The organism is Microbacterium sp. Soil_C_42 (assembly GCF_057656735.1).
On sequence record NZ_JBDGJU010000024.1, the window covers coordinates 1 to 23708 of the forward strand.

The 23708-nt window shown below is 71.5% G+C and carries 20 protein-coding genes; 11 read left to right on the forward strand and 9 right to left on the reverse strand.

Features of this window, described 5'->3' with window-relative positions; genetic code table 11:
* Window positions 1–78: 78 nt before the first annotated feature.
* The 3 genes from bcp to aroA all read right to left on the reverse strand — a co-directional run bounded on the left by bcp (window position 79) and on the right by aroA (window position 3077).
* A complete protein-coding gene (gene bcp / locus AC3A46_RS13605; protein WP_487665666.1) occupies window positions 79–549 on the reverse strand; it encodes a thioredoxin-dependent thiol peroxidase in 471 nt (156 codons plus the stop codon).
* Window positions 550–558: 9 nt separating this feature from the next.
* Entirely contained in the window at window positions 559–1620 is a 1062-nt protein-coding gene (gene rsgA / locus AC3A46_RS13610; RefSeq protein WP_487665667.1) for a ribosome small subunit-dependent GTPase A, read from the reverse strand.
* A gap of 83 nt (window positions 1621–1703) precedes the next feature.
* On the reverse strand, window positions 1704–3077 hold the full coding sequence (gene aroA / locus AC3A46_RS13615) for a 3-phosphoshikimate 1-carboxyvinyltransferase (RefSeq protein WP_487665668.1): 1374 nt from the start codon (window positions 3075–3077) through the stop codon (window positions 1704–1706).
* Between the two features lie 167 nt (window positions 3078–3244).
* On the opposite strand from aroA, the gene AC3A46_RS13620 reads away from it, so the two are divergent.
* Both AC3A46_RS13620 and AC3A46_RS13625 read left to right on the forward strand, forming a co-directional pair.
* On the forward strand, window positions 3245–3862 hold the full coding sequence (locus tag AC3A46_RS13620; protein WP_056371499.1) for a sigma-70 family RNA polymerase sigma factor: 618 nt from the start codon (window positions 3245–3247) through the stop codon (window positions 3860–3862).
* Window positions 3859–4101 (forward strand): zf-HC2 domain-containing protein, encoded by a 243-nt coding sequence (locus tag AC3A46_RS13625; protein WP_045297433.1) that lies wholly within the window; start codon window positions 3859–3861, stop codon window positions 4099–4101. Before AC3A46_RS13620 ends, AC3A46_RS13625 begins: the two co-directional genes overlap by 4 nt.
* Before the next feature lie 16 nt (window positions 4102–4117).
* Here the strand turns inward: AC3A46_RS13625 and AC3A46_RS13630 are convergent, their stop codons facing one another.
* A complete protein-coding gene (locus tag AC3A46_RS13630) occupies window positions 4118–5023 on the reverse strand; it encodes a diacylglycerol kinase (RefSeq protein WP_487665669.1) in 906 nt (301 codons plus the stop codon).
* A complete protein-coding gene (locus AC3A46_RS13635) occupies window positions 5020–6684 on the reverse strand; it encodes an FAD-binding oxidoreductase (protein WP_487665670.1) in 1665 nt (554 codons plus the stop codon). The genes AC3A46_RS13630 and AC3A46_RS13635 overlap by 4 nt, the downstream gene beginning before the upstream one ends.
* A 34-nt stretch (window positions 6685–6718) precedes the next feature.
* On the opposite strand from AC3A46_RS13635, the gene AC3A46_RS13640 reads away from it, so the two are divergent.
* Complete coding sequence (locus AC3A46_RS13640) at window positions 6719–7306, forward strand: TetR/AcrR family transcriptional regulator (RefSeq protein WP_487665671.1); 588 nt, start codon at window positions 6719–6721, stop codon at window positions 7304–7306.
* Window positions 7303–8862 (forward strand): glycerol-3-phosphate dehydrogenase/oxidase, encoded by a 1560-nt coding sequence (locus AC3A46_RS13645; RefSeq protein ID WP_487665672.1) that lies wholly within the window; start codon window positions 7303–7305, stop codon window positions 8860–8862. The genes AC3A46_RS13640 and AC3A46_RS13645 overlap by 4 nt, the downstream gene beginning before the upstream one ends.
* A 288-nt stretch (window positions 8863–9150) precedes the next feature.
* Here the strand turns inward: AC3A46_RS13645 and AC3A46_RS13650 are convergent, their stop codons facing one another.
* The gene (locus AC3A46_RS13650; RefSeq protein WP_487665673.1) at window positions 9151–12906 is read right to left on the reverse strand and encodes a multifunctional oxoglutarate decarboxylase/oxoglutarate dehydrogenase thiamine pyrophosphate-binding subunit/dihydrolipoyllysine-residue succinyltransferase subunit; all 3756 of its coding nucleotides are present in this window, start codon (window positions 12904–12906) and stop codon (window positions 9151–9153) included.
* 178 nt (window positions 12907–13084) lie between these two features.
* Here AC3A46_RS13650 and guaB1 point away from each other — a divergent pair, with 178 nt between their 5' ends.
* A complete protein-coding gene (guaB1, locus tag AC3A46_RS13655) occupies window positions 13085–14542 on the forward strand; it encodes a GMP reductase (protein WP_487665674.1) in 1458 nt (485 codons plus the stop codon).
* A 234-nt stretch (window positions 14543–14776) separates the two neighbouring features.
* Here the strand turns inward: guaB1 and AC3A46_RS13660 are convergent, their stop codons facing one another.
* Together AC3A46_RS13660 and AC3A46_RS13665 are read right to left on the reverse strand one after the other, a co-directional pair.
* Window positions 14777–15745 carry a hypothetical protein gene (locus AC3A46_RS13660; RefSeq protein WP_487665675.1) on the reverse strand — a complete coding sequence of 323 codons (969 nt, stop codon included), beginning with the start codon at window positions 15743–15745 and terminating at the stop codon, window positions 14777–14779.
* A 132-nt stretch (window positions 15746–15877) separates the two neighbouring features.
* Window positions 15878–16144, reverse strand: coding sequence for a hypothetical protein (locus AC3A46_RS13665; protein WP_487665676.1), 267 nt, complete (start codon window positions 16142–16144; stop codon window positions 15878–15880).
* A 133-nt stretch (window positions 16145–16277) separates the two neighbouring features.
* Here AC3A46_RS13665 and AC3A46_RS13670 point away from each other — a divergent pair, with 133 nt between their 5' ends.
* Both AC3A46_RS13670 and AC3A46_RS13675 read left to right on the forward strand, forming a co-directional pair.
* Window positions 16278–17606 carry a hemolysin family protein gene (locus AC3A46_RS13670; RefSeq protein WP_487665677.1) on the forward strand — a complete coding sequence of 443 codons (1329 nt, stop codon included), beginning with the start codon at window positions 16278–16280 and terminating at the stop codon, window positions 17604–17606.
* Window positions 17603–18661 carry a hemolysin family protein gene (locus tag AC3A46_RS13675; RefSeq protein WP_487665678.1) on the forward strand — a complete coding sequence of 353 codons (1059 nt, stop codon included), beginning with the start codon at window positions 17603–17605 and terminating at the stop codon, window positions 18659–18661. Before AC3A46_RS13670 ends, AC3A46_RS13675 begins: the two co-directional genes overlap by 4 nt.
* Window positions 18662–18721: 60 nt before the next feature.
* Here AC3A46_RS13675 and AC3A46_RS13680 read toward each other — a convergent pair whose 3' ends face one another.
* Window positions 18722–19786, reverse strand: a complete 1065-nt coding sequence (locus AC3A46_RS13680) for an NADH:flavin oxidoreductase/NADH oxidase (RefSeq protein WP_487665679.1) — start codon at window positions 19784–19786, stop codon at window positions 18722–18724.
* A gap of 41 nt (window positions 19787–19827) precedes the next feature.
* Between AC3A46_RS13680 and AC3A46_RS13685 the strand changes: the two genes are divergently transcribed.
* From AC3A46_RS13685 to AC3A46_RS13700, 4 genes are all read left to right on the forward strand, one after another.
* Window positions 19828–20691 carry an ADP-dependent NAD(P)H-hydrate dehydratase gene (locus AC3A46_RS13685; RefSeq protein ID WP_487665680.1) on the forward strand — a complete coding sequence of 288 codons (864 nt, stop codon included), beginning with the start codon at window positions 19828–19830 and terminating at the stop codon, window positions 20689–20691.
* 138 nt (window positions 20692–20829) lie between these two features.
* Window positions 20830–22041, forward strand: a complete 1212-nt coding sequence (locus AC3A46_RS13690) for a glycosyltransferase 87 family protein (RefSeq protein WP_487665681.1) — start codon at window positions 20830–20832, stop codon at window positions 22039–22041.
* Window positions 22042–22072: 31 nt separating this feature from the next.
* A complete protein-coding gene (locus tag AC3A46_RS13695; RefSeq protein ID WP_487665682.1) occupies window positions 22073–22399 on the forward strand; it encodes a thiamine-binding protein in 327 nt (108 codons plus the stop codon).
* A gap of 87 nt (window positions 22400–22486) precedes the next feature.
* On the forward strand, window positions 22487–23704 hold the full coding sequence (locus AC3A46_RS13700; RefSeq protein ID WP_487665683.1) for an MFS transporter: 1218 nt from the start codon (window positions 22487–22489) through the stop codon (window positions 23702–23704).
* Window positions 23705–23708: the final 4 nt, after the last annotated feature.

Sequence of the window (23708 nt, forward strand, 5' to 3'; positions counted from 1 at the left end):
TCCACTCTCGCAACGGGAGGCCTTCGCCCGTCAGCAGATCACACGCGATTCACGCAACAACGTCCCTGGACATCACACTTAGGCCCCCAGCAGCGTCCGCACGCGCGCGACGTGACCGGTGGCGCGCACGTTGTACAGCGCGTGCGTGAGGCGGCCCTTCTCGTCGATGACGAAGGTGGAGCGGATGACGCCCATGAAGGTCTTGCCGTAGTTCATCTTCTCGCCCCATGCGGCGTACTTCTCGAGCACCTTGTGGCCGGGGTCGCTCAGCAGGTCGTATGTCAGGCCGTCGCGCTCCCGGAACCGGCGGAGCTTCTCGGGCTCGTCGGGAGAGATGCCCAGCACCGTGTAGCCGGCCGCCTGCAGCGGAGCGAGGCTGTCGCGGAAGTCGCACGCCTCCTTGGTGCAGCCGGGCGTCATCGCCGCCGGATAGAAGAACAGGATCACGCGCCCGCCCCGCAGGTCCTTCAGCGTCACGGCCTGCTCGTCCTGGTCGACGAGCGTGAAGGCGGGGGCGAGGGAGCCGGGTTCGAGGCGTGTCGTGGTCACCGTCCCACTCTAGGCGCCGGGCTCCTGGCCCTTCTTGGCGAACGTCTCGAGCAGTCGCTGCAGTGAGTCGAGTCGGGCGGCGCCGCCAGGGCCCAGCCGGCCCTCCTCGACGGCCTCGACGATGGCGCAATCCGGCGCGTCGGGGAGGTGCGTGCACCCGCGGGGACACTCCTCGGCGATCGCGTCGAGATCGGTGAAGGCCCGCAGGATGTTCGCGGGATCGACGTGGCCGAGGCCGAACGAGCGCACGCCAGGAGTGTCGATGACCCAGCCGTTGCCGCCCTCGCCGCGGTAGCGCAGCGACACGGTCGAGCTGGAGGTGTGCCGCCCGCGACCGGTCACGACGTTGACGTGGCCGGTGGCGCGCTTCGCATCGGGAACGAGCGCGTTGACGAGCGTCGACTTGCCGACACCCGAGTGTCCGACGAACACCGTCGAGTGGCCGACGAGCGCCGCGCCGATGCGCTCGAGCGGCATCTCCTCCCGTCCGCTCGTGAACACGTCGAGGTCGAGGCCTTCGAAGTGCGCGAGGAACTCCGCCGGGTCGGCAAGGTCGGTCTTGGTGACGACGAGGAGAGGGCGGATGCCGGCATCCAGCGCCGCGACGAGGTAGCGGTCGACGAGCCGCGGGCGCGGCTCGGGGTCCGCGGCGGCGACCACGACGAGCATCTGGTCGGCGTTGGCGACGACGACGCGCTCGACCTGGTCGGTGTCATCGGCGCTGCGTCTGAGCAGCGAGGTGCGCTCCTCGATGCCGACGATGCGCCCCAGCGTGCCGTCGTCGCCCGACGCGTCGCCGACGACGCGAGCGCGGTCGCCCGTCACGATCGGCGTCTTGCGCAGCTCGCGCGCCCGGGCGGCGAGCGCCGTGCGCTCGGTCGGCAGGTCCTCGTCGACCAGCACGGTGTACCGGCCGCGGTCGACGCCGAGCACGCGCGCGATCGCGGCGTCGCTGTGGGCCGGACGGCGTTTCGTCCGGGGGCGGTTGGCCTTCGGATTGGGCCGCACGCGTACGTCGGCCTCGTCGAACTCCGGCTCGTCGTCGTCGTCGAGGTCGTCGAGCCAGCTCACGGTGTCATCCCGCTCATCGAGTCATCCCGGATCGGTTCACGCTGGTCATCCCGATCGCTCCGAGAAGGTGTCCACGCGCCGTCTCACGAGGCGCGCATCGTCTCCTCGGAGACCCCGCCGTCGGCGTGCTCGCCGTCGAGCATCCGTTGCCAGATCTGCGGGAACTCGGGCATGGTCTTCGCGGTCGTGCCGATGTCGTCGACCTCGACCCCGGGCACGGCCAGGCCGATCAGGGCGCCCGTGGTCGCCATGCGGTGGTCGTGGTGCGCGTGCCAGGTTCCGCCATGGAGCGGGCGGGGGACGATGCGGATGCCGTCGGGCAGCTCTTCGGCCTCGCCGCCGAGGCCGCGCAGCTCCGCGACGAGCGCCGCGATGCGGTCGGTCTCGTGGCCGCGGATGTGACCGATGCCGTGCAGGGTCGAGGGGGAGTCCGCGAAGGCGGCGAGCGCGAAGATCGTGGGTGTCAGCTCGCCGGCGGCCGACAGATCGAGATCGACCCCCTGGATGCCGGCTCCGGCGGTCACGGTGAGCGCGCCGCCGCGGCGCACCACGCGGGCGCCCATGAGCGACAGGATCTCGGTGAGCATCGCACCGGGCTGGGTGGAGTGCGCGGGCCAGCCGGTGACCGACACCGCACCGCCGGCCACCATGGCCGCAGCCAGGAACGGCGCTGCATTCGAGAGGTCGGGCTCGATCGCGACGTCCTTGCCGCGGATCGGACCGGCCGGCACGATCCACTCGCCCACGCCCGGGCGCTCGACGTGCACGCCGCGGTGCCCGAGGGCTTCGACGGTCATGTCGATGTGCGGGATGCTCGGCAGCCGCTCGCCGGCGTGACGCAGTTGCAGCCCGACGTCGAACCGCGGCGCGGCGAGCAGGAGACCGGAGACGAACTGGCTCGACGCGCTGGCGTCGATCGTCACTTCGCCGCCGCGGACGTGGCCGTGGCCGCGGATGATGAAGGGGAGCGCCCAGTGGCCGCCGTCGTCGATGTCGACGCCGACGTCACGCAGCGCCGTGATCATGGCGCCCATCGGGCGGTGCAGCGCGCTCTCGTGCGCCGTGAGGGTGACGTCGCCGCGGGCGAAGCCGCCGAGGCCGGCCACGAACCGCATGACGGTGCCCGCCTGCCCGCAGTCCACGACGGTGTTGCCGCGCAGCGGCCACACCGGCGTCACCTCGATGTCGTCGCCGTACAGTCCGTTGCCTTCGACGAGCTCGATGCCGACGCCGAGCGAGCGCAGCGCGTCGATCATGCGGGCGGAGTCGTCGGAGTGCAGCGGCGCGATCAGGCGGCTCGGGGCGTCCGCGAGCGCGGCCAGGATCAGCTCCCGGTTCGTCAGCGATTTCGACCCGGGGACAGTCACCGTGGCGTGCAGTGCTCCGTCCGCGACGGGCGCGGGCCAGTGACCGCGCTCGATCGGCGCGGAGGGCGGGGAATACGCGTCGGCTGTCATCGGGTTCTACCCTACTGAACCCGGTGGGCACGAGCCGGGAGCAACCTACTGAGCGGAGCCGGATGTTCGCCACCCTCGAGCGCCTCGATCGTGAGGCGCCCCTCCTCGCCGAGCGCGACGCACGCGTTCCAGGCAGCCTGGAACAGGCCGCCGTAGACTGGCGCGTGATGAGCGACTCGACCGACCAGGCTGCCGAGGCGGACCGCGATCAGGACCCCCGCGCGCAGTTCGAAGAGCAGGCGCTGCCCTTCATGGACCAGCTTTACGCCGCGGCCATGCGCATGACCCGCAATCCCGCCGACGCGGCGGATCTCGTGCAGGAGACCTTCGTCAAGGCGTTCGCCTCGTGGAAGACCTTCACGCAGGGCACCAACCTCAAGGCGTGGCTGTACCGCATCCTGACGAACACGTATATCAACACCTACCGCAAGAAGCAGCGCGAGCCGTACCAGGGCACGATCGACGACCTCGAGGACTGGCAGCTCGGCGGTGCCGAGTCGACCACCGCGACGAGCACCCGCTCGGCCGAGGCCGAGGCGATCGACCACATGCCCGCGTCGGTCGTGAAGGACGCGCTGCAGTCCATCCCGGAGGACTTCCGGCTGGCGGTGTACCTCGCCGACGTCGAGGGCTTCGCCTACCAGGAGATCGCCGACATCATGAAGACCCCCATCGGCACGGTCATGAGCCGTCTGCATCGTGGCAGGCGGATGCTGCGTGAACTGCTGGCCGACTACGCAAAAGAGCGCGGCATCACCCCTGCCGCCACGAGGAGCACGAAATGACCGACTGCGGCTGTGAGAAGGCGCGGCGCGACCTGGAGGAGTACCTGCGCCACGAGGTCTGCAAGACCGAGCAGAGCGACATCGCCGAGCACCTGGCCAACTGCGAGGGCTGCCGCGACGAGGCGCTCGTCGCGACCACGCTGACCGAGGTGCTCGCCCGGGCGTGCAAGGAGAGCGCGCCCGAAGAGCTGCGCGACCAGGTGCTGGCCAAGCTGCGGGCGGTCCAGGCGGCGCACTGAGCCGCTGCCCGCCGGGTCACCCGGCGGGTGTGAAGATCGTGAGCGCGCCGGGCGCCACGTCGACGGTCACTGGCAGCGCGCCGATCGGGTCGCCGTCGGCGTAGGCCGTGACCCCCGGTGACGACAACCGCACCGAGCGCACACGTCGCATGGCGACCTCCGGCACGCCCGCGTGCGTGCCCTTGTACACCCGGGGGAGCAGCCGCAGCAGGCGCAGCCTGCCGGCAGGCCGCACGAGCACGACGTCGAGCAGTCCGTCGGCCGGGTCGGCATCGGGACAGATCGGGATGCCGCCGCCATAGGTGCGCCCATTGCCGACGGTCGCCATCACGAGGTCGCCGTTCACAAGTTCGCGCGTGCCGTCGGCGAGCTCGAGCTCGACCTCGTACGGGATGCCGGCGAGCGTCAGGAACTCGACCAGGATCGCGATGTTGTAGCGCGAGCCGCCGCGCGGCCAGCGCATGGCGTTGGCGCGGTCGTTGACCTTGGAGTCGAACCCGCTTGCGAGCACCGATCCGAAGTACCGGGTCGATCCGTCCTCGCGGGTGACGCGAGCCAGGTCGATCGCCCGGGTGACGCCCGCGGCGATGGCGTCGGCCGCCGCGGTGACGTCGAGCTCGCGCAGCCCCAGCGTCGCCGCGAAGTCGTTGCCGGTGCCCGAGGGCACGATGCCGAGCGGAATGCCGGTGCCGGCAAGCTCCTGGATCGCGAGGTTCACGGTGCCGTCGCCGCCGGCGACGACGACGGCGTCCACGCCCACCTGGATCGCGGCCCGCAGCAGCGCGGACGACTCCGCCGCGCTGCCACCGCTCAGGATCGACGTCTGGACGCCGTGCGCGCGCAGGCGCTCGGCGGCGTTGGTCGCGGCGCCGGTGTGGGCCCCCGCCCGGGCCGCGGGGTTGACGAGCAGTGCGACCTTCATGGGCGCTCCTGCGCAGAGGCGGCCGGCTCGACCAGTGCGCCCGGGTTCATGATCCCGCGCGGGTCGAGCACGTCCTTCACCGCGCGCAGCACCTGCACGCCGAGCGGTCCGATCTCGGCCTCGAGATACGGTCGATGATCGCGCCCCACCGCGTGGTGATGGGTGATCGTGCCGTGGGCGTCGCCGATCGCGCGGGACGCGGCATCCTTCGCCCTCATCCACTGGGTCTGCGGATCGTCGGTGAGCGCCGCGACCACCGTGAAGTAGAGCGACGCGCCCGCCGGGTACACGTGCGAGATGTGGCACAGCACGAGGGGCTTCGTGCCCGCGGCGGCGAGGCTCTCGGTGAGCGCGGCGGTGACCGCGGCCTTGAGGGTGGGCAGGTTCGCCCACGTCGTCGCGGTCTCGAGGGTCTCGGCGAGGACGCCGATGTCCATGAGGGTGTCGCGCAGCGCGGGTGAGGCGAAGCGGCCGCGCTCCCACGACCGCGCCGGATCCTCACCTCGTGACGTCGCCCCGTGCGCACGGAAGACCGCGTCGAGCGCATCGCGTGTCGCCTCGGCCTCGGCGGACGTCGCCCCCTCGAAGGTGGCGACGGCGAGGCATCCGCGCATCCGCGTGAGGTGTCCGCCCATCGCGGCGTTCACCCGCGTCTCGGTCTCGTCGCTCAGCCGCAGGACGGTGGGACGGATGCCGCGCTGCGTGGCTTCGCGGACCGCCGACGCCCCCGCGGTGAAATCGGGGAACGACCAGGCGCGGTACGCGGTCGCCGCGGGGATCGGGCGGATGCGCACGGTCACCTCGGTGAGGACGCCGAAGGCGCCCTCCGAGCCGAGGAGCAGCTCGCGCAGGTCGGGGCCGGCGGCGCTCGCGGGGGAGCGCCCGAGATCGAGACCTCCCGCCGGGGTGGCGACGCGCAGCGCGTGGACGATGTCGTCGAAGCGGCCGTAGCCGCGCGAGGCCTGGCCGCTCGACCGTGTCGCCGCGTACCCGCCGAGGGAGGCGTAGAGGAAGCTCTGCGGGAAGTGCCCGAGCGTATAGCCGCGGGCGCCCAGAAGCTCCTCGGCCTGCGGGCCGGTCGTGCCGGCGCCGAACGTCGCGAGAAGCGACACCTCATCGAGCGCGAGGAGCGCCGCGGTGCGGCTGAGGTCGAGGGCGATCACGGCGCGCTGCGCGCCGCGCACGGGGTCGACGCCTCCGACGACCGACGTGCCCCCGCCGAAGGGCACGACGGCGATGCCGCGCTCGCCGCACACGCGGAGCACGGCGGCGACCTCGGAGTGATCCGCGGGGGAGACCACCGCGTCGGGCGCGGCCTGCAGGTCGTCGAGCCGGCGGCGCAGCAGGTCGGGCGTGCTCTTGCCGCCGAGGTGCATCATGCGCACCGCGTCGTCACGCGTCGCCGCGCCGGCGCCGACCACGGCGGCCAACGCCTCGAGGTCGCCGTCGGGCAGCAGCGAGGGAGTGAGGACGGGCGTGGTGCGGTGCGAAACGGGGTGCGCCTTGCCCGACAGCAGCGTCGCGACGATCGCCTTCGCCGGCGCGGGCAGACGCGCAGGCTCCGAGCCCCAGGCGTCCCAGTCGCCGCGGGGGCGGGGCGTCGGGGCGGCGAGCGGACGCACCGGGTCGCTCGAGGGATCGGTGGGCACCGTCGCAGCCATGGCGACAGTATGACACATTCTGTATGGTTGTCACATGGCCGATGGAGTGCCCGATACCGAGACCGCGATCCTCGACGCCGCGCTCGCCGAGGTGCTGGCGCACGGCATCCGCCGGACGACGGTCTCCGACATCGCCCGGCGCTGCGGGATCGCCCGCCAGACGCTCTATCGCTACTGGCCCGACGCCCAGGCGGTGTTCGCCGCACTCGTGACGCGCGAGCTCGTGGCGGCGCTTCCCGCCGCGGCCGGGGAGTCCGCCGACCTCGACGAGCTCGTCGCGCTGCTCGTCGAGACCGCAGACCGTGTGCGGCGCCTGCCTCTCGTCGACCGGCTCCGCGACACCGATCCCGAGCTGTTCGCCCGGTACATCCTCGATCGGCTCGGCACGAGCCAGCGGGCGATCCACGCCGAGACCGCCCGTCGCATCGCCGGGGGGCAGCGTGCCGGCTTCGTGCGCGCGGGCGAGCCGCCGCAGCTGGCGGCCATGGTGCTGCTCATCGCCCAGTCGGCGGTGCAGTCGGCGCCGCTCGTCGCCGAGTGGCTGCCCGAGGACGCGTGGCGGGACGAACTCGCGCACGCGCTGCGCGGCTACCTCGCACCGATCGTGGAGGAGCAGCGATGACGACGCGCATCGTGGGGCGTACGCCCGGATCGTCCGCGCTCTCGGCGGGGCGGCGCCGGCGCGAGCTCGACACGCTCGCCGACCGTGGCGAGATCGACGTGCTCGTCATCGGCGGCGGCATCACCGGAGCCGGGATCGCGTTGGATGCCGCGAGCCGGGGCCTGCGCACGGTTCTGGTCGAACGGCACGACCTCGCGCACGGCACCAGCCGCTTCAGCTCCAAGCTCGTGCACGGCGGCCTGCGGTACCTCGCGTCGGGCCAGATCGGGATCGCGCGCGAGAGCGCGACAGAGCGTCACATCCTCCTCACGCGCACGGCGCCGCACCTCACGCGCGCGCTGGCGCAGGTCGTGCCGCTGCACGGGCCCGGGCACCTCGCGCGCGGTGCCTACATCGGCATGGGCTACGAGCTCGGCGACGGCCTGCGCCGCGCCGTCGGAACCCCCGGGTCGCTGCTGCGGCCGCCCGGCCCGATCGGCCGCGACGTCACTCTCGCCCTCGCGCCCGCTGTTCGCGCCGAGGGCCTCCGCGGCGGGGTGCGGGGCTGGGACGGACAGCTCATCGACGACGCCCGGCTCGTCGTCGCCGTCGCGCGGACGGCCGCCGGGTACGGGGCATCCGTCCTCACCCGTGTCGAGGCGGTCGCGGTCACCGGCCGCGAGGCGACCCTGCGCGATCTCGTGACGGGCGAGACGCTCCACGTGCACGCGCGCGCCGTCGTGAGCGCGACGGGCGTGTGGGCCGGAGAGCTCGACCCTGACGTCGGCCTGCGGCCGAGCCGCGGCACGCACCTCGTGGTGTCGACGGCCCGCCTCGGCGGTTCCGATGTGTCGCTCACCGTGCCGGTCCCCGGGTCGTCGAGCCGATTCGTGTTCACTCTGCCTGCGCAGCACGGTCGCACCTACATCGGCCTCACGGACGTGCCCGCCGACGGGCCGATCCCCGACGTCGCGCACGCGACCGAGGCCGAGATCGACATGCTCCTCGGTACGGTCAACACCGTGCTCGAGGAGCCCCTGGTCCGTGCCGACGTGCTCTCGACCTTCGCCGGGCTGCGGCCGCTGCTCGCCGGCACCGACGGCAACGACACCAGCGACCTGTCGCGCCGTCACGCGATCATCGAGTCCTCCAGCGGCGTGCTCAGCATCGTCGGGGGCAAGCTCACGACGTACCGGCGGATGGCGGAGGACGCCGTCGACGCCGTGATCCGGCGCGACCCCGGCTTCGCCTCCCGTCCGTCGCGCACGCGGTCGATCCCGCTCGTCGGCGCGTGGCCGCGGCACCGCCTCGGCGAGATCGCCGCGGCACCGCGCCTGGTGCGCCGGTTCGGCGCCGAGGCGCCCTACGTGGCCGCCCTCCCGACGGGAGCGACCGCCGCGTGCGCCGTGACGGCCCAGGAGCTCCAGTGGGGGGTCGCGGTCGAGGGCGCGCTGAGCGCCGCCGACCTCCTCGACCGGCGCACCCGCCTCGGTCTCGTCGAGACCGACCGTGTGCAGTCGACGGATGCCGCCGCCGCCGCCTTCGCGCGCGCCGGCGTCGACCCCGTCGAGGTCTGAGCGGCCGTCGCCTCCAGGCTCCTCATTCGAGGGTCTGCGCGGCCGTCGTCTCCAGGCTCCTCATCCGAGGATCTGCGCCGAGATGAGGGGCCACACGCCGGATGTGTTCCGCATCTCGGCTCGCGTCCTCGGATGAGGCCGAAAGGGAGGTCGGGGTGGCAGGAGTCCGCTCCAGGACCGCCGCGCAGACGGGTCGGGCCGAGAGCGGTCCCGGCAGAACGGAGTTCGGCCCTGGAGTCCTCAGCGCCGAGCTGAGTCCTCCAGGGCCGAACCGGCGGAGAGATCCGCCTACAGCGTGAGCGCCTGCTGCATGATCGCGGCCTGCTCGGCGGCGTGCACCTTCGGCGAACCGGTCGCGGTCGACGCCGCCGACGCGCGCGAGACACGGCTGATGGTGCGACCGTTGAGGTTCTTCACGACCTCGAGGGCGATGAAGGGCCATGCGCCCTGGTTCTCGGGCTCGTCCTGCACCCACACCAGCTCGGCGTTGGGGTACGCGTCGATGACGGCGTTGAGCTCGTCGATCGGGGCGGGGTAGTACTGCTCCAGGCGCACCAGGGCGATCTCGGGGTTCGGGTTCTTGTCGAGCTCGGCGCGGAGATCCCAGTGGATCTTGCCGGCGTGCAGCAGCACGCGCTTGACCGCCGACTTGTCGAGACCGCGGTTGTCGTCGATCACGGGCTCGAAGCGGCCGGTGAGGAAGTCCTCGACCGGGCTCGTCGCGCCGCGCAGGCGCAGCATCGCCTTCGGGGTGAAGACGATCAGCGGACGGCGCGGACGCGCGTACGCCTGGCGGCGCAGCAGGTGGAAGTACGACGCCGGGGTCGACGGGCGCGCGACGGTCATGTTGTCCTGCGCGCACATCTGCAGGTACCGCTCGATGCGTGCCGACGAGTGGTCGGGTCCCTGGCCCTCGTAGCCGTGGGGGAGCAGCAGCACGACGCTCGACTGCTGGCCCCACTTCTGGTCGGCCGCCGAGATGTACTCGTCGATGACCGACTGGGCGCCGTTGGCGAAGTCGCCGAACTGGGCCTCCCACAGCACGAGCGAGTCGGCGCGCTCGACCGAGTAGCCGTACTCGAACGCCATCGCCGCGTACTCGCTCAGCAGGGAGTCGTAGACGTAGAAGCGCCCCTGGTCCTCGCTGAGGTTCGCGAGCGGGATCCACTCCTGGCCGTTCGAGCGATCGTGCAGCACGGCGTGGCGCTGCACGAAGGTGCCGCGACGCGAGTCCTGGCCCGCGAGACGCACGTTGGTCTTCTCGAGCAGCAGCGAGCCGAACGCCAGCAGTTCGCCGAAGCCCCAGTCGATCGAGCCGTTGCGGCTCATGTCGAGGCGCTTGTCGAGCAGCTGCTGCAGCTTGGCGTGGACCGTGAAGCCGTTGGGCTTGTTCACGAACGTGTCGCCGATCAGGCTCACCATCTCGCGCGAGACGCCCGTGGTCGCCGGCTCACCGGCGGCCGGCGCATCGCCCGCTTCGGGCTCGAGGATCGGCGAGGAGCCCGTCTCGGCCGCGTGCGTCTCGGCGAACGCGATCTCGAGGCGGTTCTGGAAGTCCTGCTTCGCCTTCTCGTACTCTTCCTCGGTGATGTCGCCGCGACCGACGAGAGCCTCGGTGTAGAGGCGGCGCACGGAGCGCTTCGCCTCGATGAGGTTCGTCATGAGGGGCTGGGTCATCGACGGATCGTCGCCCTCGTTGTGCCCGCGACGGCGGTAGCAGACGACGTCGACGACGACATCGCGGTGGAACCGCTCGCGGTAGGCGAAGGCCAGCTGCGCCACGCGAGTGACGGCCTCCGGGTCGTCGCCGTTCACGTGGAAGATCGGCGCCTGGATCGTCTTGGCGACGTCGGTCGAGTACACCGAGGTGCGGGCGTCGGTCGGCGTCGTGGTGAAGCCGACCTGGTTGTTGACGACCACGTGGACGGTGCCGCCGGTGCGGTAGCCGCGCAGCTGCGACATCTGCAGCGTCTCGACGACGACGCCCTGGCCGGAGAAGGCCGCGTCGCCGTGGACGAGGATCGGCAGCCACGTGAACGTGCCGATGGGCTTGCGGTCCTGCTTCGCGCGGACGATGCCCTCGAGCACGCCGTCGACGGTCTCGAGGTGCGACGGGTTCGCCGCGAGGTACACCGGCAGCTCGGACTCGTTGTCGGCGACGAACGTTCCCTCGGTGCCGAGGTGGTACTTGACGTCGCCCGAGCCGCTCTTCGAGCCGATCGCGACGGAGCCCTCGAACTCGCGGAACACCTGGCCGTACGTCTTGCCGGCGATGTTCGTCAGCACGTTGAGGCGACCGCGGTGCGCCATGCCGATCGCGGCGCCGTCGAGGCCGGCCTGGGCCGCGCCCTGCAGGATCTCGTCGAGGAGGGGGATCAGCGACTCGCCGCCCTCGAGGCTGAAGCGCTTCTGGCCGACGTACTTCGTCTGCAGGAACGTCTCGAACGCCTCGGCCTGGTTCAGCTTGTCGAGGATGCGCAGCTGCTCGTCGTGGCCGGGCTTCTGGTACTTGACCTCGACGTTCTCCTGGAACCACGCGCGCTGCGTCGGGTCCTGGATGTGCATGTACTCGATGCCGATGGTGCGGCAGTACGAGTCGCGGAGGACGCCCAGGATGTCGCGGAGCTTCATCTGGCGCTTGCCGCCGAAGCCGCCGGTGACGAATTCGCGGTCGAGGTCCCAGAACGTGAGGCCGTGCTGCTCGATCTCGAGGTCGGGGTGCGTGCGCTGCTGGTACTGGAGCGGGTCGATGTCGGCCATCAGGTGGCCGCGCACGCGGAACGAGTTGATGAGCTCCTGCACGCGCGCGGTCTTGTCGACGCGCTCGGCGAGGTCGACGTTGATGTCGGACGCCCAGTGGATCGGCGCATACGGGATGCGCAGTGCGGCGAAGATGTCCTCGTAGAAGCTGCGCTGCCCGATGAGCAGCTCGTGCACCTTCTTGAGGAACTCGCCCGACCCGGCACCCTGGATGACGCGGTGGTCGTAGGTGCTCGTCAGGGTGATCGTCTTGCCGATCGCGAGCTCGTTGAGCGTCTTGTCGCTCGCGCCCTGGAACTCGGCCGGGTACTCGAGGGCGCCCGCGCCGACGATGCAGCCCTGGCCCTTCATGAGACGCGGCACGGAGTGCACCGTGCCGATGCCGCCGGGGTTGGTCAGCGAGATCGTGGTGCCCTGGAAGTCGGCCGCGGTGAGCTTGTTGCCGCGTGCGCGCGTGACCAGGTCCTCATAGGTCGTGAGGTACTCGTTGAACGTCAGCTGCTCGGCGCGCTTGATGCTCGGAACGAGGAGAGCGCGGGTGCCGTCGGGCTTCGGGAGGTCGATCGCGATGCCGAGGTTGATGTGCGCGGGCGCGACGAGCGACGGCTTGCCGTCGACCTCGGCGTAGAACACGTTCTGGCTCGGGAACTCCTTGAGCGCCTGGATGATCGCCCACCCGATGAGGTGCGTGAAGCTCACCTTGCCGCCGCGCGTGCGCGACATGTGGTTGTTGATGACGATGCGGTTATCGATCATCAGCTTCGCCGGCACCGTGCGCACGCTCGTCGCCGTCGGCACGGTCAGCGACTCGTCCATGTTGGCGGCGAGGGCCTTCGGCATGCCGCGCAGCGTCGTGACGACATCGGCGTCGGCCTCGCCGTCGGCTGCCGACGGCTGTGCCTTCGGCGCCTGCGCCGGGATCGGCTGCGGCGCGGCCGGGCGCGCGGTGGTGCGCGCCACCGGCTGCGTGCCGATCACCGGGATCGGCGCCGTCACCGGACGCGGCTCGGATGCGGTCGCCGCGGGCGCGGTCGCTGCAGGGGCGCTCGCCGCAGGCGGCGCAGTCGCTGCAGGGGCGCTCGCCACAGGGGCGCTCGCCGCGGGCGCGGCCTGGGTGGGTGCTGCTCCGTCGACGGGGTGGTAGGCCTCGAGAACGGGCCACCACGCCTTGTCGACGGAGTTCCGGTCGATCTTGAACTGTTCGTACAGCTCCTCGACGAGCCACTCGTTGGCTCCGAACTCTCCCTCGTTCGAAACCCCGACGCCCGTCACCTGGCTCGACACGCTGAATCGCCTGCTTTCATCGGTGAAGTTCTGGGATGCGCGGGGGGCGCGAACCGCCCTCACACACGACGGTTAAGCCTAGCCCAGTCTGGGCGGGAGGTTCGGGCCCTCCGCGGCCGCGAACCTGAAAGAACCCGCATGATTATCCGCACAGGAACTGTCACTAACCTTGGCGGTCATGGAGTTCTACGGCGAAACACCCGACGTCGACCTGACTTACTCTGACGTCTTCCTCGTCCCGCGGCGCTCGGCGATCACGAGCCGCCTCGATGTCGACCTCGCTCCGGGCGACGGCACGACGGCCACCCTCCCGCTGATCTCGGCGAACATGAACTCGGTCACGGGGGCGCGCCTCGCGGCCACGCTGGCGCGCCGCGGCGGCCTCGGGGTCCTCCCGCAGGACATGCCGCTGCAGGAGCTCGACGCCGCGATCCGCTGGGTCAAGGCGCAGCCCGTCGCGTGGGACACCCCGCTCGTGCTGCCGCCCGATGCGACCGTCGCCGACGCCGCGCGGCTGCTCCCCGCGACGGAGGGACACGGCATCGTCGTCGCCGACGCCTCGTCCGGTCACGTCGACGCCGATGAGATCCTCGGCATCGTCCCGGCCACCCGGCTCGGCACGGCCCTGCCCGACGCACGCCTGGGTGACCTCGCGCGTGGGCGCGCAGCATCCGTCGATGCCGATGACATCGAAAGCGCGCGCCACGCGTTCGATGTGATCGTCGCCGCGGAAGCCGAGACCGTGTGCGTGCTGCACCACGGGCACCTCGTCGGCACCCTCTCGCGCCGCAGCGCACTGCGCTCGACGCTGTACCGCCCGGCCGTCGACGCGTCGGGCCGCCTCATCGTCGCGGCGGCCGTCGGCATCAACGGCGACGTCGCGTCGAAGGCGAAGGCGCTGGCCGGCGCGGGCGTCGACGTGCTGGTCGTCGACACCGCCCACGGGCACCAGGAGGGCATGCTCCGGGCGCTGCGGACCGTCGCCGACCTCGACCTGGGCATTCCGATCGCGGCCGGCAACATCGTCAGCGCCGAAGGCGTGCACGACCTCGTCACCGCCGGCGCCACCATCCTCAAGGTCGGCGTCGGCCCCGGCGCCATGTGCACGACGCGCATGATGACCGCGGTCGGCCGTCCGCAATTCTCCGCCGTCCTCGAGACGGCCGAGGCCGCCCGCATCATGGGTGCGCACGTGTGGGCGGACGGCGGTGTGCGCTACCCGCGCGACGTCGCGCTGGCGCTGGCGGCGGGTGCGGCATCCGTCATGATCGGCTCGTGGTTCGCGGGAACCATCGAGGCGCCCGGCGAGCTGCAGATCGACGACGCCGGCCGGGCCTACAAGGAATCGTGGGGCATGGCCTCGACGAAGGCCGTGCACGAGCGCTTCGGGCGTCTCGATCCTTACGAGCTCGCCCGCAAGGAGCTCTTCGCCGAGGGCATCTCGTCGTCGAAGATCTACCTCGACCCGCTCCGCCCCGGCCTCGAGGACCTGCTCGACATGATCACGTCGGGCGTGCGGTCCTCCTTCACGTACGCGGGCGCGTCGACGGTCGCCGAGTTCCACGACCGCGCGCGCGTCGGGCTGCAGTCGGCGGCCGGTTACGAAGAGGGCAAGGCGCTGCCGGTCAGCTGGTGAGGATGCTCCGGATGCTGCGGCCCGCGGCATCCTGAACCCCGCGACTTTCGCGCGGCGCGGTCGCCCGTGGTCGGCTCCGCGCTGTCGGAATCGGCATCCGCGGCCCATCTCGTCATGGTCTCTTGCTGTGCGCGGTCGAAATCGGCACGTGCTGCCGTCCCGTTCGTGCGCTTGTGCCGATTTCTGCAGCGCGATGCGGGAGCACCCGGTCGAGGAGCATCGACGCCGTCCTGCTCATGGTCGTTGCAGGGAGCTCGGCAGCCCGTCGGCGGTCAGGATGTCGTACACGTGCCGCGGATTGTCGAAGTCGGTGGCCTCGAGCCGGGAGAAGCCGCGGACTTCGCGGCGGATCTCGTTCTCGCGGTTCTTCTCGTCGATCACGATCTCGTCCGGATCGCGGCCGTCGCCGAACTCGGGGCTGAGGTACTTGCCGCGGCCATCGATCTCGAGCCAGTGGTCGAACCCGGGGAAGTAGCGATCGCCGAACACGAGGCGCCCGCTGCGGAGCACTCGCCGTTCCTGCGACCGTGATTCCGGGAAGCCCAATCGGCGCAGCACGTGTGCGGCCTGTGTTTCGCGAGGGTTCGCCGCCCCGGTGTCGGCGAACGCGACGACGCGGCGGGCCCGCACGTCGCCCCGCCGCCGAGGCTCGCTGCTGAGGAGCCGGAGCAGTTCGTCGACCGTCGTGAGCGGCCCGCCCTCGCGGCCGGTCCACACCGCCTGGTCGACGGCGGCCGCCGCGACGAGGAACGGGGCCATGCGGGCGAGGTCGAGCGCCGTCTGGGCGGGTGTGGTGAGTTCGTGCCGGCCGAAGGGGGCTCGCTCGACCACTTCGAGACCGAGGGCGTGCCGCCTCACCGCCCCACCGGATCGGCCGCCCGTCGCGCGTTCGATCATCACGTCCACCTGACGCGGCCACCGCCCGAGGATGTCGATGCCGTGCTCGGCAGCGGCGGCGAAGTGCGACAGCACCGCACCGGGTTCGAGCCGGCGCGCGACCTCCGAGACGACGATGCGATGTCGTTCGAGGGGGCGGAGCCTGCGCCATTCGGCGTTCAACACGTAGGAACCCGCGGTGACACGGGTCCACTCGCCCGACGCCAGGTTCTTGCGAATGCGACGGTCGTCAGCGAGGTCGAACTGATCGCGCCGGCGGAGGATCGCGATGTCGGGCGTGATTCGTGGATATGCCGTGGACGTCACTGTTCCACGGTGGGTGCGGCGGCGCTGGGCGGAGCGCGATACCGCCGGTTCGGTGGATACCGAGACGCGACGCCGGCCTGGGGAGAAGTCTCGGCCCGTGTGCCCCGGATCGGCATCGGCTGCTCATTCGGCCTACGCACGTGGTTGCGCGCTGTCGAAATCGTCGTGAGCTGTCGTGCTGTCGGGGCGCGGACGCCGATTTCGGCAGCGCAGCCAGACAAAGCGAGCGAGAGCAATCGCGAAGATGACGGATGCTGCGGCCCGCGGCATCCGTGATGCCAGGTGGTCGTAGGTGTACACGACGTCGTAGCCGACGTGCTCGGCCCACCGGTACCACCGCTCCTGTTCGCGCCATGCTCCGACCGGCGGAACCACGAGGCTGATCCTGTCCAGTGCCATAGCGCCATGGTGGCACCATCCCCGGATCGTGCGGAGATGCCTGCCGTAGACTTGTCGGCACGATGGACGACCCTCCTAGTTGCAGACAATCGCCCCACCGACCCTCCACCCCGATGAACGGGGGTGATGCGTGATGGATTACGTCATGTTGGGCGTGGGGCTTCTTCTCACAATCGGCACCGGCCTGTTCGTCGCCAGCGAGTTCGCGCTCGTGAATCTCGACCGGGCGGACCTCGAGGCCCGCCAGGCCGCGGGTGAAAACCGGCTCTCGCTCACGATCAGCGCGCTGCGCATCACCTCGACCCACCTGTCGAGCGCGCAGCTCGGCATCACCCTCACCACCCTGCTCACCGGTTACACGATGGAGCCGGCGATCTCGAACCTGCTCGCGCCGGTGTTCGACGCGTGGGGCATCCCGAGCGGGGTGTCACGACCCCTCGCCGCCATCATCGGCGTCTCGATCGCGACCGTCTTCTCGATGATCATCGGCGAGCTCGTCCCCAAGAACTTCGCACTCGCGGTCCCGCGTCAGACCGCCAAGCTCGTCATGCCGTTCCAGGTGGCGTTCACGACGGTGTTCCGCCCCGCGATCGTCGTGCTCAACGGCAGCGCCAACGGCGTGCTGCGCGCCGTCGGCATCGAGCCGAAGGAGGAGCTCTCCGGCGCCCGCACCGCCGAGGAGCTCTCGAGCCTCGTCCGCCGCTCGGCGAGCGCCGGCGTGCTCGAGGAGGACACCGCGTCGCTCCTCGACCGCAGCCTCACCTTCGCGCGGCTCTCGGCGGCCGACGTCATGACGCCCCGCCCGAGCATCCACGCCCTCGCGGCCGACGACTCCGCCGAGGACGTCATCCAGCTCGCCCGGCGCACCGGCCACAGCCGGTTCCCCGTCTACGGCGAGGACATGGACGACATCACCGGCATCGTGCACCTGAAGGCCGCGGTCGGGGTTCCCCGTGAGCGCCGGGCCGACGTGCCGGCCGCCGCGCTCGCGACCGAGCCGCTGCGCTTCCCCGAGGCGGTCCACCTCGACGTGCTGGTCGCCGAACTGCGTGCCCGCGGGTACCAGATGGCCGTCGTCGTCGACGAGTACGGCGGCACCGCCGGCGTCGTCACCCTCGAGGACCTCGTCGAGGAGATCGTCGGCGAGGTGCTCGACGAGCACGACCGCCGTCGCGCGGGCATCGTGCGGGTGCAGGACTCCGTCATCTTCCCCGGCGAGCTCCGCCCCGACGAGGTGCGCGACCGCACCGGCATCCGCATCCCCGAGGGCGACGTCTACGACACCGTCGGCGGGTACATCATGAGCGTGCTCGAGCGCATCCCGGTCGTCGGCGACAGCGTCGAGATCGAGGACGGCACCATCGAGGTCCAGCGCATGCAGGGCCGCCGCGTCGACCGCGTGAGGTTCACACCCACGCCGATGCCCCACGAAGACGCGAACGAGGGGGGTGATCGCCGATGAACGACTGGGCAGGAATCGCCTGGCTGGTGGTGCTCCTCATCGCCAACGCCTTCTTCGTCGGCGCCGAGTTCGCCGTCATCTCGGCACGACGCTCGCAGATCGAGCCCCTCGCCGAGAAGGGATCACGCGCGGCCAAGACCGCGCTGTACGCGATGGAGCACGCGACGCTCATGCTGGCGACCAGCCAGCTCGGCATCACGATCTGCTCGCTGCTGATCCTGAACGTGTCGGAGCCCGCCATCCACCACCTGCTGGCCGAGCCGCTGGGGCTCACCGGCTGGTCGGAGGCCGTCGTCGACGGTGTCGCCTTCGCGGTGGCTCTCATCGTGGTGTCGTACCTGCACGTCGTGTTCGGCGAGATGGTGCCGAAGAACCTCGCGTTCTCGGTGCCCGACCGCGCCGTGCTCATGCTCGCGACGCCGCTGGTGTGGGTGTCGAAGATCTTCCACCCGGTGATCGTGACCCTGAACTGGATCGCCAACCACATCGTGCGACTGTTCCGCGTCGAGCCGAAGGACGAGGCCGCCTCGACCTTCACGCTCGAAGAGGTCGCCACGATCGTCAATCAGTCCCGCATCGAGGGCGTGCTCCACGACGCATCGGGCACGGTGGCCGCGGCCGTCGAGTTCACCGACAAGAAGGCCGCGGACGTCGCGGTGCCGCTGTCGCAGCTCGTGACGCTCCCCGAGATCACCACTCCCGACGAGATCGAGCGCGCGGTCGCCAAGCACGGCTTCTCGCGCTACGTGATCGTCGACGGGGCGGGCCTGCCGCTCGGCTACGTGCACCTGAAAGACATCCTCCGGGCGGCCGAAGGGCCGGATGCCGCGACCGATGTCGCCCTCCCGATCGCGACGAAGCGCATCCACCACATGGTGCCCGTGCTCGAGTCGACCGATCTGGAGGACGCGCTCGCCGTGATGCGCCGGGCCGGACGCCACCTCGCGCAGGTGCGCAACGAGTCCGGTGAGATCACCGCGGTGCTGTTCCTCGAGGACATCATCGAGGAGCTCATCGGAGAGGTGCAGGACGCGACGCGCCGTCGCGGCTTCTGACGAACGACATGAGCGGATGCTGCGGCCCCGGGCCGCGGCATCCGCTCATCGCTTCCGGCGTCAGAGGCGGGCGCGGAGGTACTGCGCCGGCCAGTAGTCGATGTCGGCGCCCAGCTCGGCGGCGGCGCGCAGGCCGTAGTGCGGGTCGCGCAGCCACTCGCGGCCGGCCATGACCGCGTCGGCGAGGTCTTCGGCGAGCACGCGCTCCGCGTGGGCGGCGTCGTCGATCATGCCGACCGCATTGACCGGGACGCCCGCCTCGCGCCGCACGCGCGCCGCGAGCTCGACCTGGTACCCCGGCCCGGTCGTGAGCTTCTGGTGGGCGACGAGTCCGCCGCTGGAGATGTCGAAGAAGTCCGCGCCGCGCTGCGCCGCCCACCGGGCGACCGTCGCGGTCTCTTCGGGATTCCAGCCGCCGTCGGCCCAGTCGGTGGCGGAGAACCGCACGATGATCGGAACGCCGGGGGCGGCATCGGTCACCGCCTCCAGCACGCGCAGCAGCAGGCGCGCCCGATTCTCGAGCGGACCGCCGTACTCGTCGTCGCGCAGGTTCGACAGCGGCGACAGGAACTGGTGCAGCAGGTACCCGTGGGCGCCGTGCAGCTCGAGCACCTGGAATCCGGCGGCGACGGCGCGGCGCGCGGCCGCCGCGAAGTCCGCCACGATGCGGTCGATGCCCGCGAGATCGAGGGCGACGGGCTCGGCGTAGCCGTCGAACGCGACCGCCGACGGGGCGACGGTGACCCAGCCGCCGTCATCTGCGGCGACCGAGCCGCGGCGGCCGGAGAACGGCGACCAGGTGGAGGCCTTGCGGCCCGCGTGGGCGAGCTGCACGCCCGCGACGGCGCCGCGGCTGCGGATCGCGGCGACGATCGGCGCCCACGCGCCCTGCTGCGCGTCGTTCCACAGCCCGGTGTCCTCGGGCGAGATCCGGCCCTCGGGCGACACCGCCGTCGCCTCCGCCATGACGAGTCCGGCGCCACCCGACGCGAACTGCGCGAGGTGCGTGTGGTGCCACTCCTGCGGCACGCCGTCGATCGCGCTGTACTGGCACATCGGCGAGACCCAGAGGCGGTTGCGCACCGTGACGTCGCGCAGGGTGAGGGGGGTGAAGAGGCGGCTCATCTGGTCTCCGGATCGGATCGGGTGGGCGGTACTGTGGCCGCATGGTGAGGACGTGGACGCGCGCCGATGCCGCTCGCGCCCTGCGGAGGCCAACCGCCGACGACGACAAGTATTCCCGAGGCGTGCTCGGCATGCGGACGGGGTCCGAGGCCTACCCGGGGGCGGCGGTCCTCGGTGTCGAGGCCGCGTGGCGCACCGGCCTCGGCATGGTGCGCTACCTCGGACCCGCCCGTCCCACCGACCTGGTGCTGGCACGCCGGCCCGAGACGGTGACCGCCGACGGGCGCGTGCAGGCGTGGGTGATCGGATCGGGAACGGATGCCTCGGCCCGCACGCCGTCCGACACCGCGGCGCTGCGGGCGCTGCTCTCCGACACCGACCCGGTCATCGTCGACGCCGGGGCGCTCGACCTCGCCGCGGAGGCCACGGCCCCCCGCATCCTCACGCCGCACGACCGCGAGCACGCACGCCTGCGCTCGGCGCTCGGACTCGGGCATGCCCCGGCCGACCGCGTCGCCGCCGCCCGCGAGACCGCCGAGGCCACCGGCGCCGTCGTCCTGCTCAAAGGCGCCGTCACCGTCGTCGTGGCGCCCGACGGATGGGCGGCGACGGTCGAGGCCGGCACACCCTGGCTCGCCACCGCGGGGACGGGTGATGTGCTCGCCGGCGTCATCGGAGCCCTGGTCGCCGGTGCGATGGCGGAAGAAGGACGCACGGATGCGACCCTCGCCGCCCTCGCCGCCTCCGGCGCATGGCTGCACGGGCGGGCGGGGGCGATCGCCGCGCAGGCCGCGAGCATCGCGGGGGCATCGAGCTCCCCGCCGTTCGGCGACGGGCCGATCACGGCGCTGGATGTCGCGGACGCCCTGCCCCGCGCCGTCGCCGAGGCTCTCGCGCACTCCTGAACCAGCCCCGCTGCGGGCACAGAATCGCAGGTCGCGCGCGACCCGCCGCGTCGCAGCATCCGTTTCCGGCGTGTCGGGCATCATTTCCGATGCTGTGCGCGTCCAGGACGTTGCGCGGGCGCTCCCTAGGATGAAGGGGTGTTGCGGCGGACGTGGGTGTGGATCGCGTTCGTCCTCGTCCACGCGGTCGTCATCTGGCTCGGCTTCTTCGACGACCACGCCTCCTCGTGGGACGTCGACCAGCTGTACCGCTGGTGGGCCGGGCTCACGCTCGGCGGGGATGCGATGCCGGGCATCACCGAGGACTGGATCTATCCGCCGCTGGCGCACCTGCCGATCCTTCTCGTCGGGGTGCTCCGCAGTGTCGTGGACTACACCCTGGGCTGGGGACTGCTCGTGACGGCGCTCGATGCCGCGGCCTTCGCGGTGCTGGTCGGCCGGGGCCGCTCGCGCGGCCGCATGATCGCGGCGTGGTTCTGGCTGGCGGCGATCCTCGCGCTCGGCGGTGTGGGCATGTTCCGGCTCGACGGCGTGACGGTGCCGATCGCGGTCGCCGGGTCGCTGTGGCTCGTCGGCCGGCCGTGGCTGGGCGCCATGCTCCTCGCCGCCGCCACGTGGATCAAGGTGTGGCCGGCGGCGCTGCTCGCCGCCGCGGTCATCGCGGTGCGTCGCCGGCTCGCGGTCGTCGGCGGCGCTGCCGCCGTCTCGGCGGTCGTCGTGGGGGTCGTCCTGCTCGCCGGCGGCGGCTCGCACCTGCTCGGCTTCGTGGGGGACCAGACCTCGCGCGGCCTGCAGATCGAAGCGCCGGTGAGCAGCGCGTACCTGCTGCTCGCGCTGGCGGAGGTGCCCGGTGCGCGGATCTTCTACGACCCCGACCTGATCACCTTCCAGATCACCGGCCCGTCGGTCGACACCGTCATCATGCTGATGACCCCGGTCCTCATGCTCGGGATGCTCGCCATCGCGGTGATCGGCGCCGTCAAGGCGTGGCGCGGGGCGTCGTTCGTCGTGCTCTTCCCGCCGCTGGCCCTCGCGCTGGTGCTCGGCTTCATCGTCCTCAACAAAGTGGGGTCGCCGCAGTACATGACGTGGCTGATCGCGCCGGTCGTCGTGGGTCTCACGATCGATCGGCGGCGGTGGCTGCGCCCCGCAGCCCTGACCGTGGCGATCCTCGCCCTCACGCAGTGGCTCTTCCCGTTCGTCTACGACTGGCTGCTGGTGCTGTCGCCCGCGGCCGTCTGGCTCGTCGTCCTGCGCAACGCGATGCTCGTCGCGCTGTTCGCGTGGGTCGTCGTGCGGCTGGTGCGGCTCCCGGTGCGCCAGTCGGCGCGGCTGCGCGTGTCAGAGTAGATCTCGTCCCCCTCGAGACCCGGAGGTCACTATGCTCGTCGCCTTCTCTGTCGCCCCCAGCGGAACCGGCCGCGCCGACGGCTCGGTGCACGACGCCGTGGCCGCCGCCGTGAGAGTCGTGCGCGACAGTGGTCTGCCGCACCGCACGACGTCGATGTTCACCGAGATCGAGGGGGAGTGGGACGAGGTCTTCGACGTCGTCAAGCGCGCGACCGACGCCGTCGCGCCGTACGGCTCCCGCGTCTCGCTCGTGCTCAAGGCCGACATCCGGCCGGGCTACGCGGGCGAGCTGGACGGCAAGATCGAGCGCCTCGAGGCCGCGATCGACCGCCAGGAGGGCGACGCCGGCGCCGTGTGAGCTCCTCCCGGTGCGTTCACGCCACTCCGCGACCAGGGACCTCGAATCGATTCGACAGGATCGTGCGGCCGCCGGTAGCATGACGCCGTGACCTCCTCGAATCTCACGAGGGGGGCGGCGACGTGGGCGCTCCTTTCCCTCGCCGTCGGCAGCTTCGGCATCGGCATGACCGAGTTCGTCGTCATGGGCCTGCTGCCGAACATCGGCTCCGACCTGCTCCCGTCGCTCTGGCAGCTCCGCCCAGAGGACGCGATCTACCAGGCCGGCTGGCTCATCTCGCTCTACGCCCTCGGTGTCGTGGTCGGTGCCCCGACCATCGCGGGCGCGGTGGCGAAGTATCCGCGCCACCGCGTGATGATCGGACTCGCGCTCGCCCTCACGATCTTCAACGCGCTCACCTTCCTGGCGCCGACGTTCGAGTGGGTCGCGGCATCCCGGTTCCTCGCAGGGCTCCCGCACGGCGCGTACTTCGGCATCGGGGCGCTCGTCGCCGCCGACGTCCTCGGGCCGGGCAAGCGGGCGAAAGGCGTCGCGTTCGTGCTCACCGGCCTCACGGTCGCGAACGTCGTCGGCGTGCCCCTGGGCACCTACCTCGGCCAGCAGCTGGGATGGCGTGCGGCCTTCATGGTCGTCGCGGCCATCTTCGCGGCGGCCACGGTGCTCATCGCGTTCTTCGTGCCCGAGCATCCGGGGGATCCCTCCCGCACGCTGCGTGCGGAGCTCAAGGTGTTCCGCATCGGGCAGGTCTGGCTGGCGCTCGGCGTCGGCGCGATCGGCTTCGGCGGGTTCTTCGCGGTGTACAGCTACGTCGCGCCGCTGGTGACCGAGGTCGCGGGATCGCCGGAGTGGGTCGTGCCGATCGTGCTCGTGCTCATCGGGCTCGGCATGACCGTCGGCAACCTCGTCGGCGGCCACCTCGCCGACGTCGACCTGAAACGGACGCTCATCGGGGGCCTCGTGGGGCTCGCGGCGGTGCTCGCGCTGCTCGCGCTGACCGCCCACTGGATCTGGGCGCTCGCGTTCTTCGTGTTCGCGGTGGGGTTCGTGGCGTCGGCGCTCAGCCCCACGATCCAGACGCGGCTCATGGATGTCGCCGAGGACAACCAGTCGATCGCCGCGGCGCTGAACCACTCGGCCCTCAACATCGGCAACAGCCTGGGCGCCTTCCTCGGCGGCGTCGTCATCGCGGCCGGATGGGGGTTCGGCGCGCCGGCGTGGGTGGGCGTGGGCCTTGCGCTCGCCGGGCTGGTGCTGGCGTCGGCGAGCCTGATCCTCGAGCGGCGCCGGGTGCCCGTCGCTGTCTGAGCTC

Bases quoted from the DNA above. Each gene is read 5' to 3' on its own strand.
- AC3A46_RS13645 (WP_487665672.1), top strand. From the start codon at position 7,303: ATGACGACGCGCATCGTGGGGCGTACGCCCGGATCGTCCGCGCTCTCG.
- AC3A46_RS13620 (WP_056371499.1), top strand. From the start codon at position 3,245: ATGAGCGACTCGACCGACCAGGCTGCCGAGGCGGACCGCGATCAGGAC.
- AC3A46_RS13675 (WP_487665678.1), top strand. From the start codon at position 17,603: ATGAACGACTGGGCAGGAATCGCCTGGCTGGTGGTGCTCCTCATCGCC.
- AC3A46_RS13665 (WP_487665676.1), bottom strand. From the start codon at position 16,144: ATGGCACTGGACAGGATCAGCCTCGTGGTTCCGCCGGTCGGAGCATGG.
- aroA (WP_487665668.1), bottom strand. From the start codon at position 3,077: ATGACAGCCGACGCGTATTCCCCGCCCTCCGCGCCGATCGAGCGCGGT.
- AC3A46_RS13630 (WP_487665669.1), bottom strand. From the start codon at position 5,023: ATGAAGGTCGCACTGCTCGTCAACCCCGCGGCCCGGGCGGGGGCCCAC.
- AC3A46_RS13625 (WP_045297433.1), top strand. From the start codon at position 3,859: ATGACCGACTGCGGCTGTGAGAAGGCGCGGCGCGACCTGGAGGAGTAC.
- AC3A46_RS13670 (WP_487665677.1), top strand. From the start codon at position 16,278: ATGGATTACGTCATGTTGGGCGTGGGGCTTCTTCTCACAATCGGCACC.
- AC3A46_RS13635 (WP_487665670.1), bottom strand. From the start codon at position 6,684: ATGGCTGCGACGGTGCCCACCGATCCCTCGAGCGACCCGGTGCGTCCG.
- AC3A46_RS13695 (WP_487665682.1), top strand. From the start codon at position 22,073: ATGCTCGTCGCCTTCTCTGTCGCCCCCAGCGGAACCGGCCGCGCCGAC.
- AC3A46_RS13680 (WP_487665679.1), bottom strand. From the start codon at position 19,786: ATGAGCCGCCTCTTCACCCCCCTCACCCTGCGCGACGTCACGGTGCGC.
- AC3A46_RS13640 (WP_487665671.1), top strand. From the start codon at position 6,719: ATGGCCGATGGAGTGCCCGATACCGAGACCGCGATCCTCGACGCCGCG.
- AC3A46_RS13685 (WP_487665680.1), top strand. From the start codon at position 19,828: ATGGTGAGGACGTGGACGCGCGCCGATGCCGCTCGCGCCCTGCGGAGG.
- guaB1 (WP_487665674.1), top strand. From the start codon at position 13,085: ATGGAGTTCTACGGCGAAACACCCGACGTCGACCTGACTTACTCTGAC.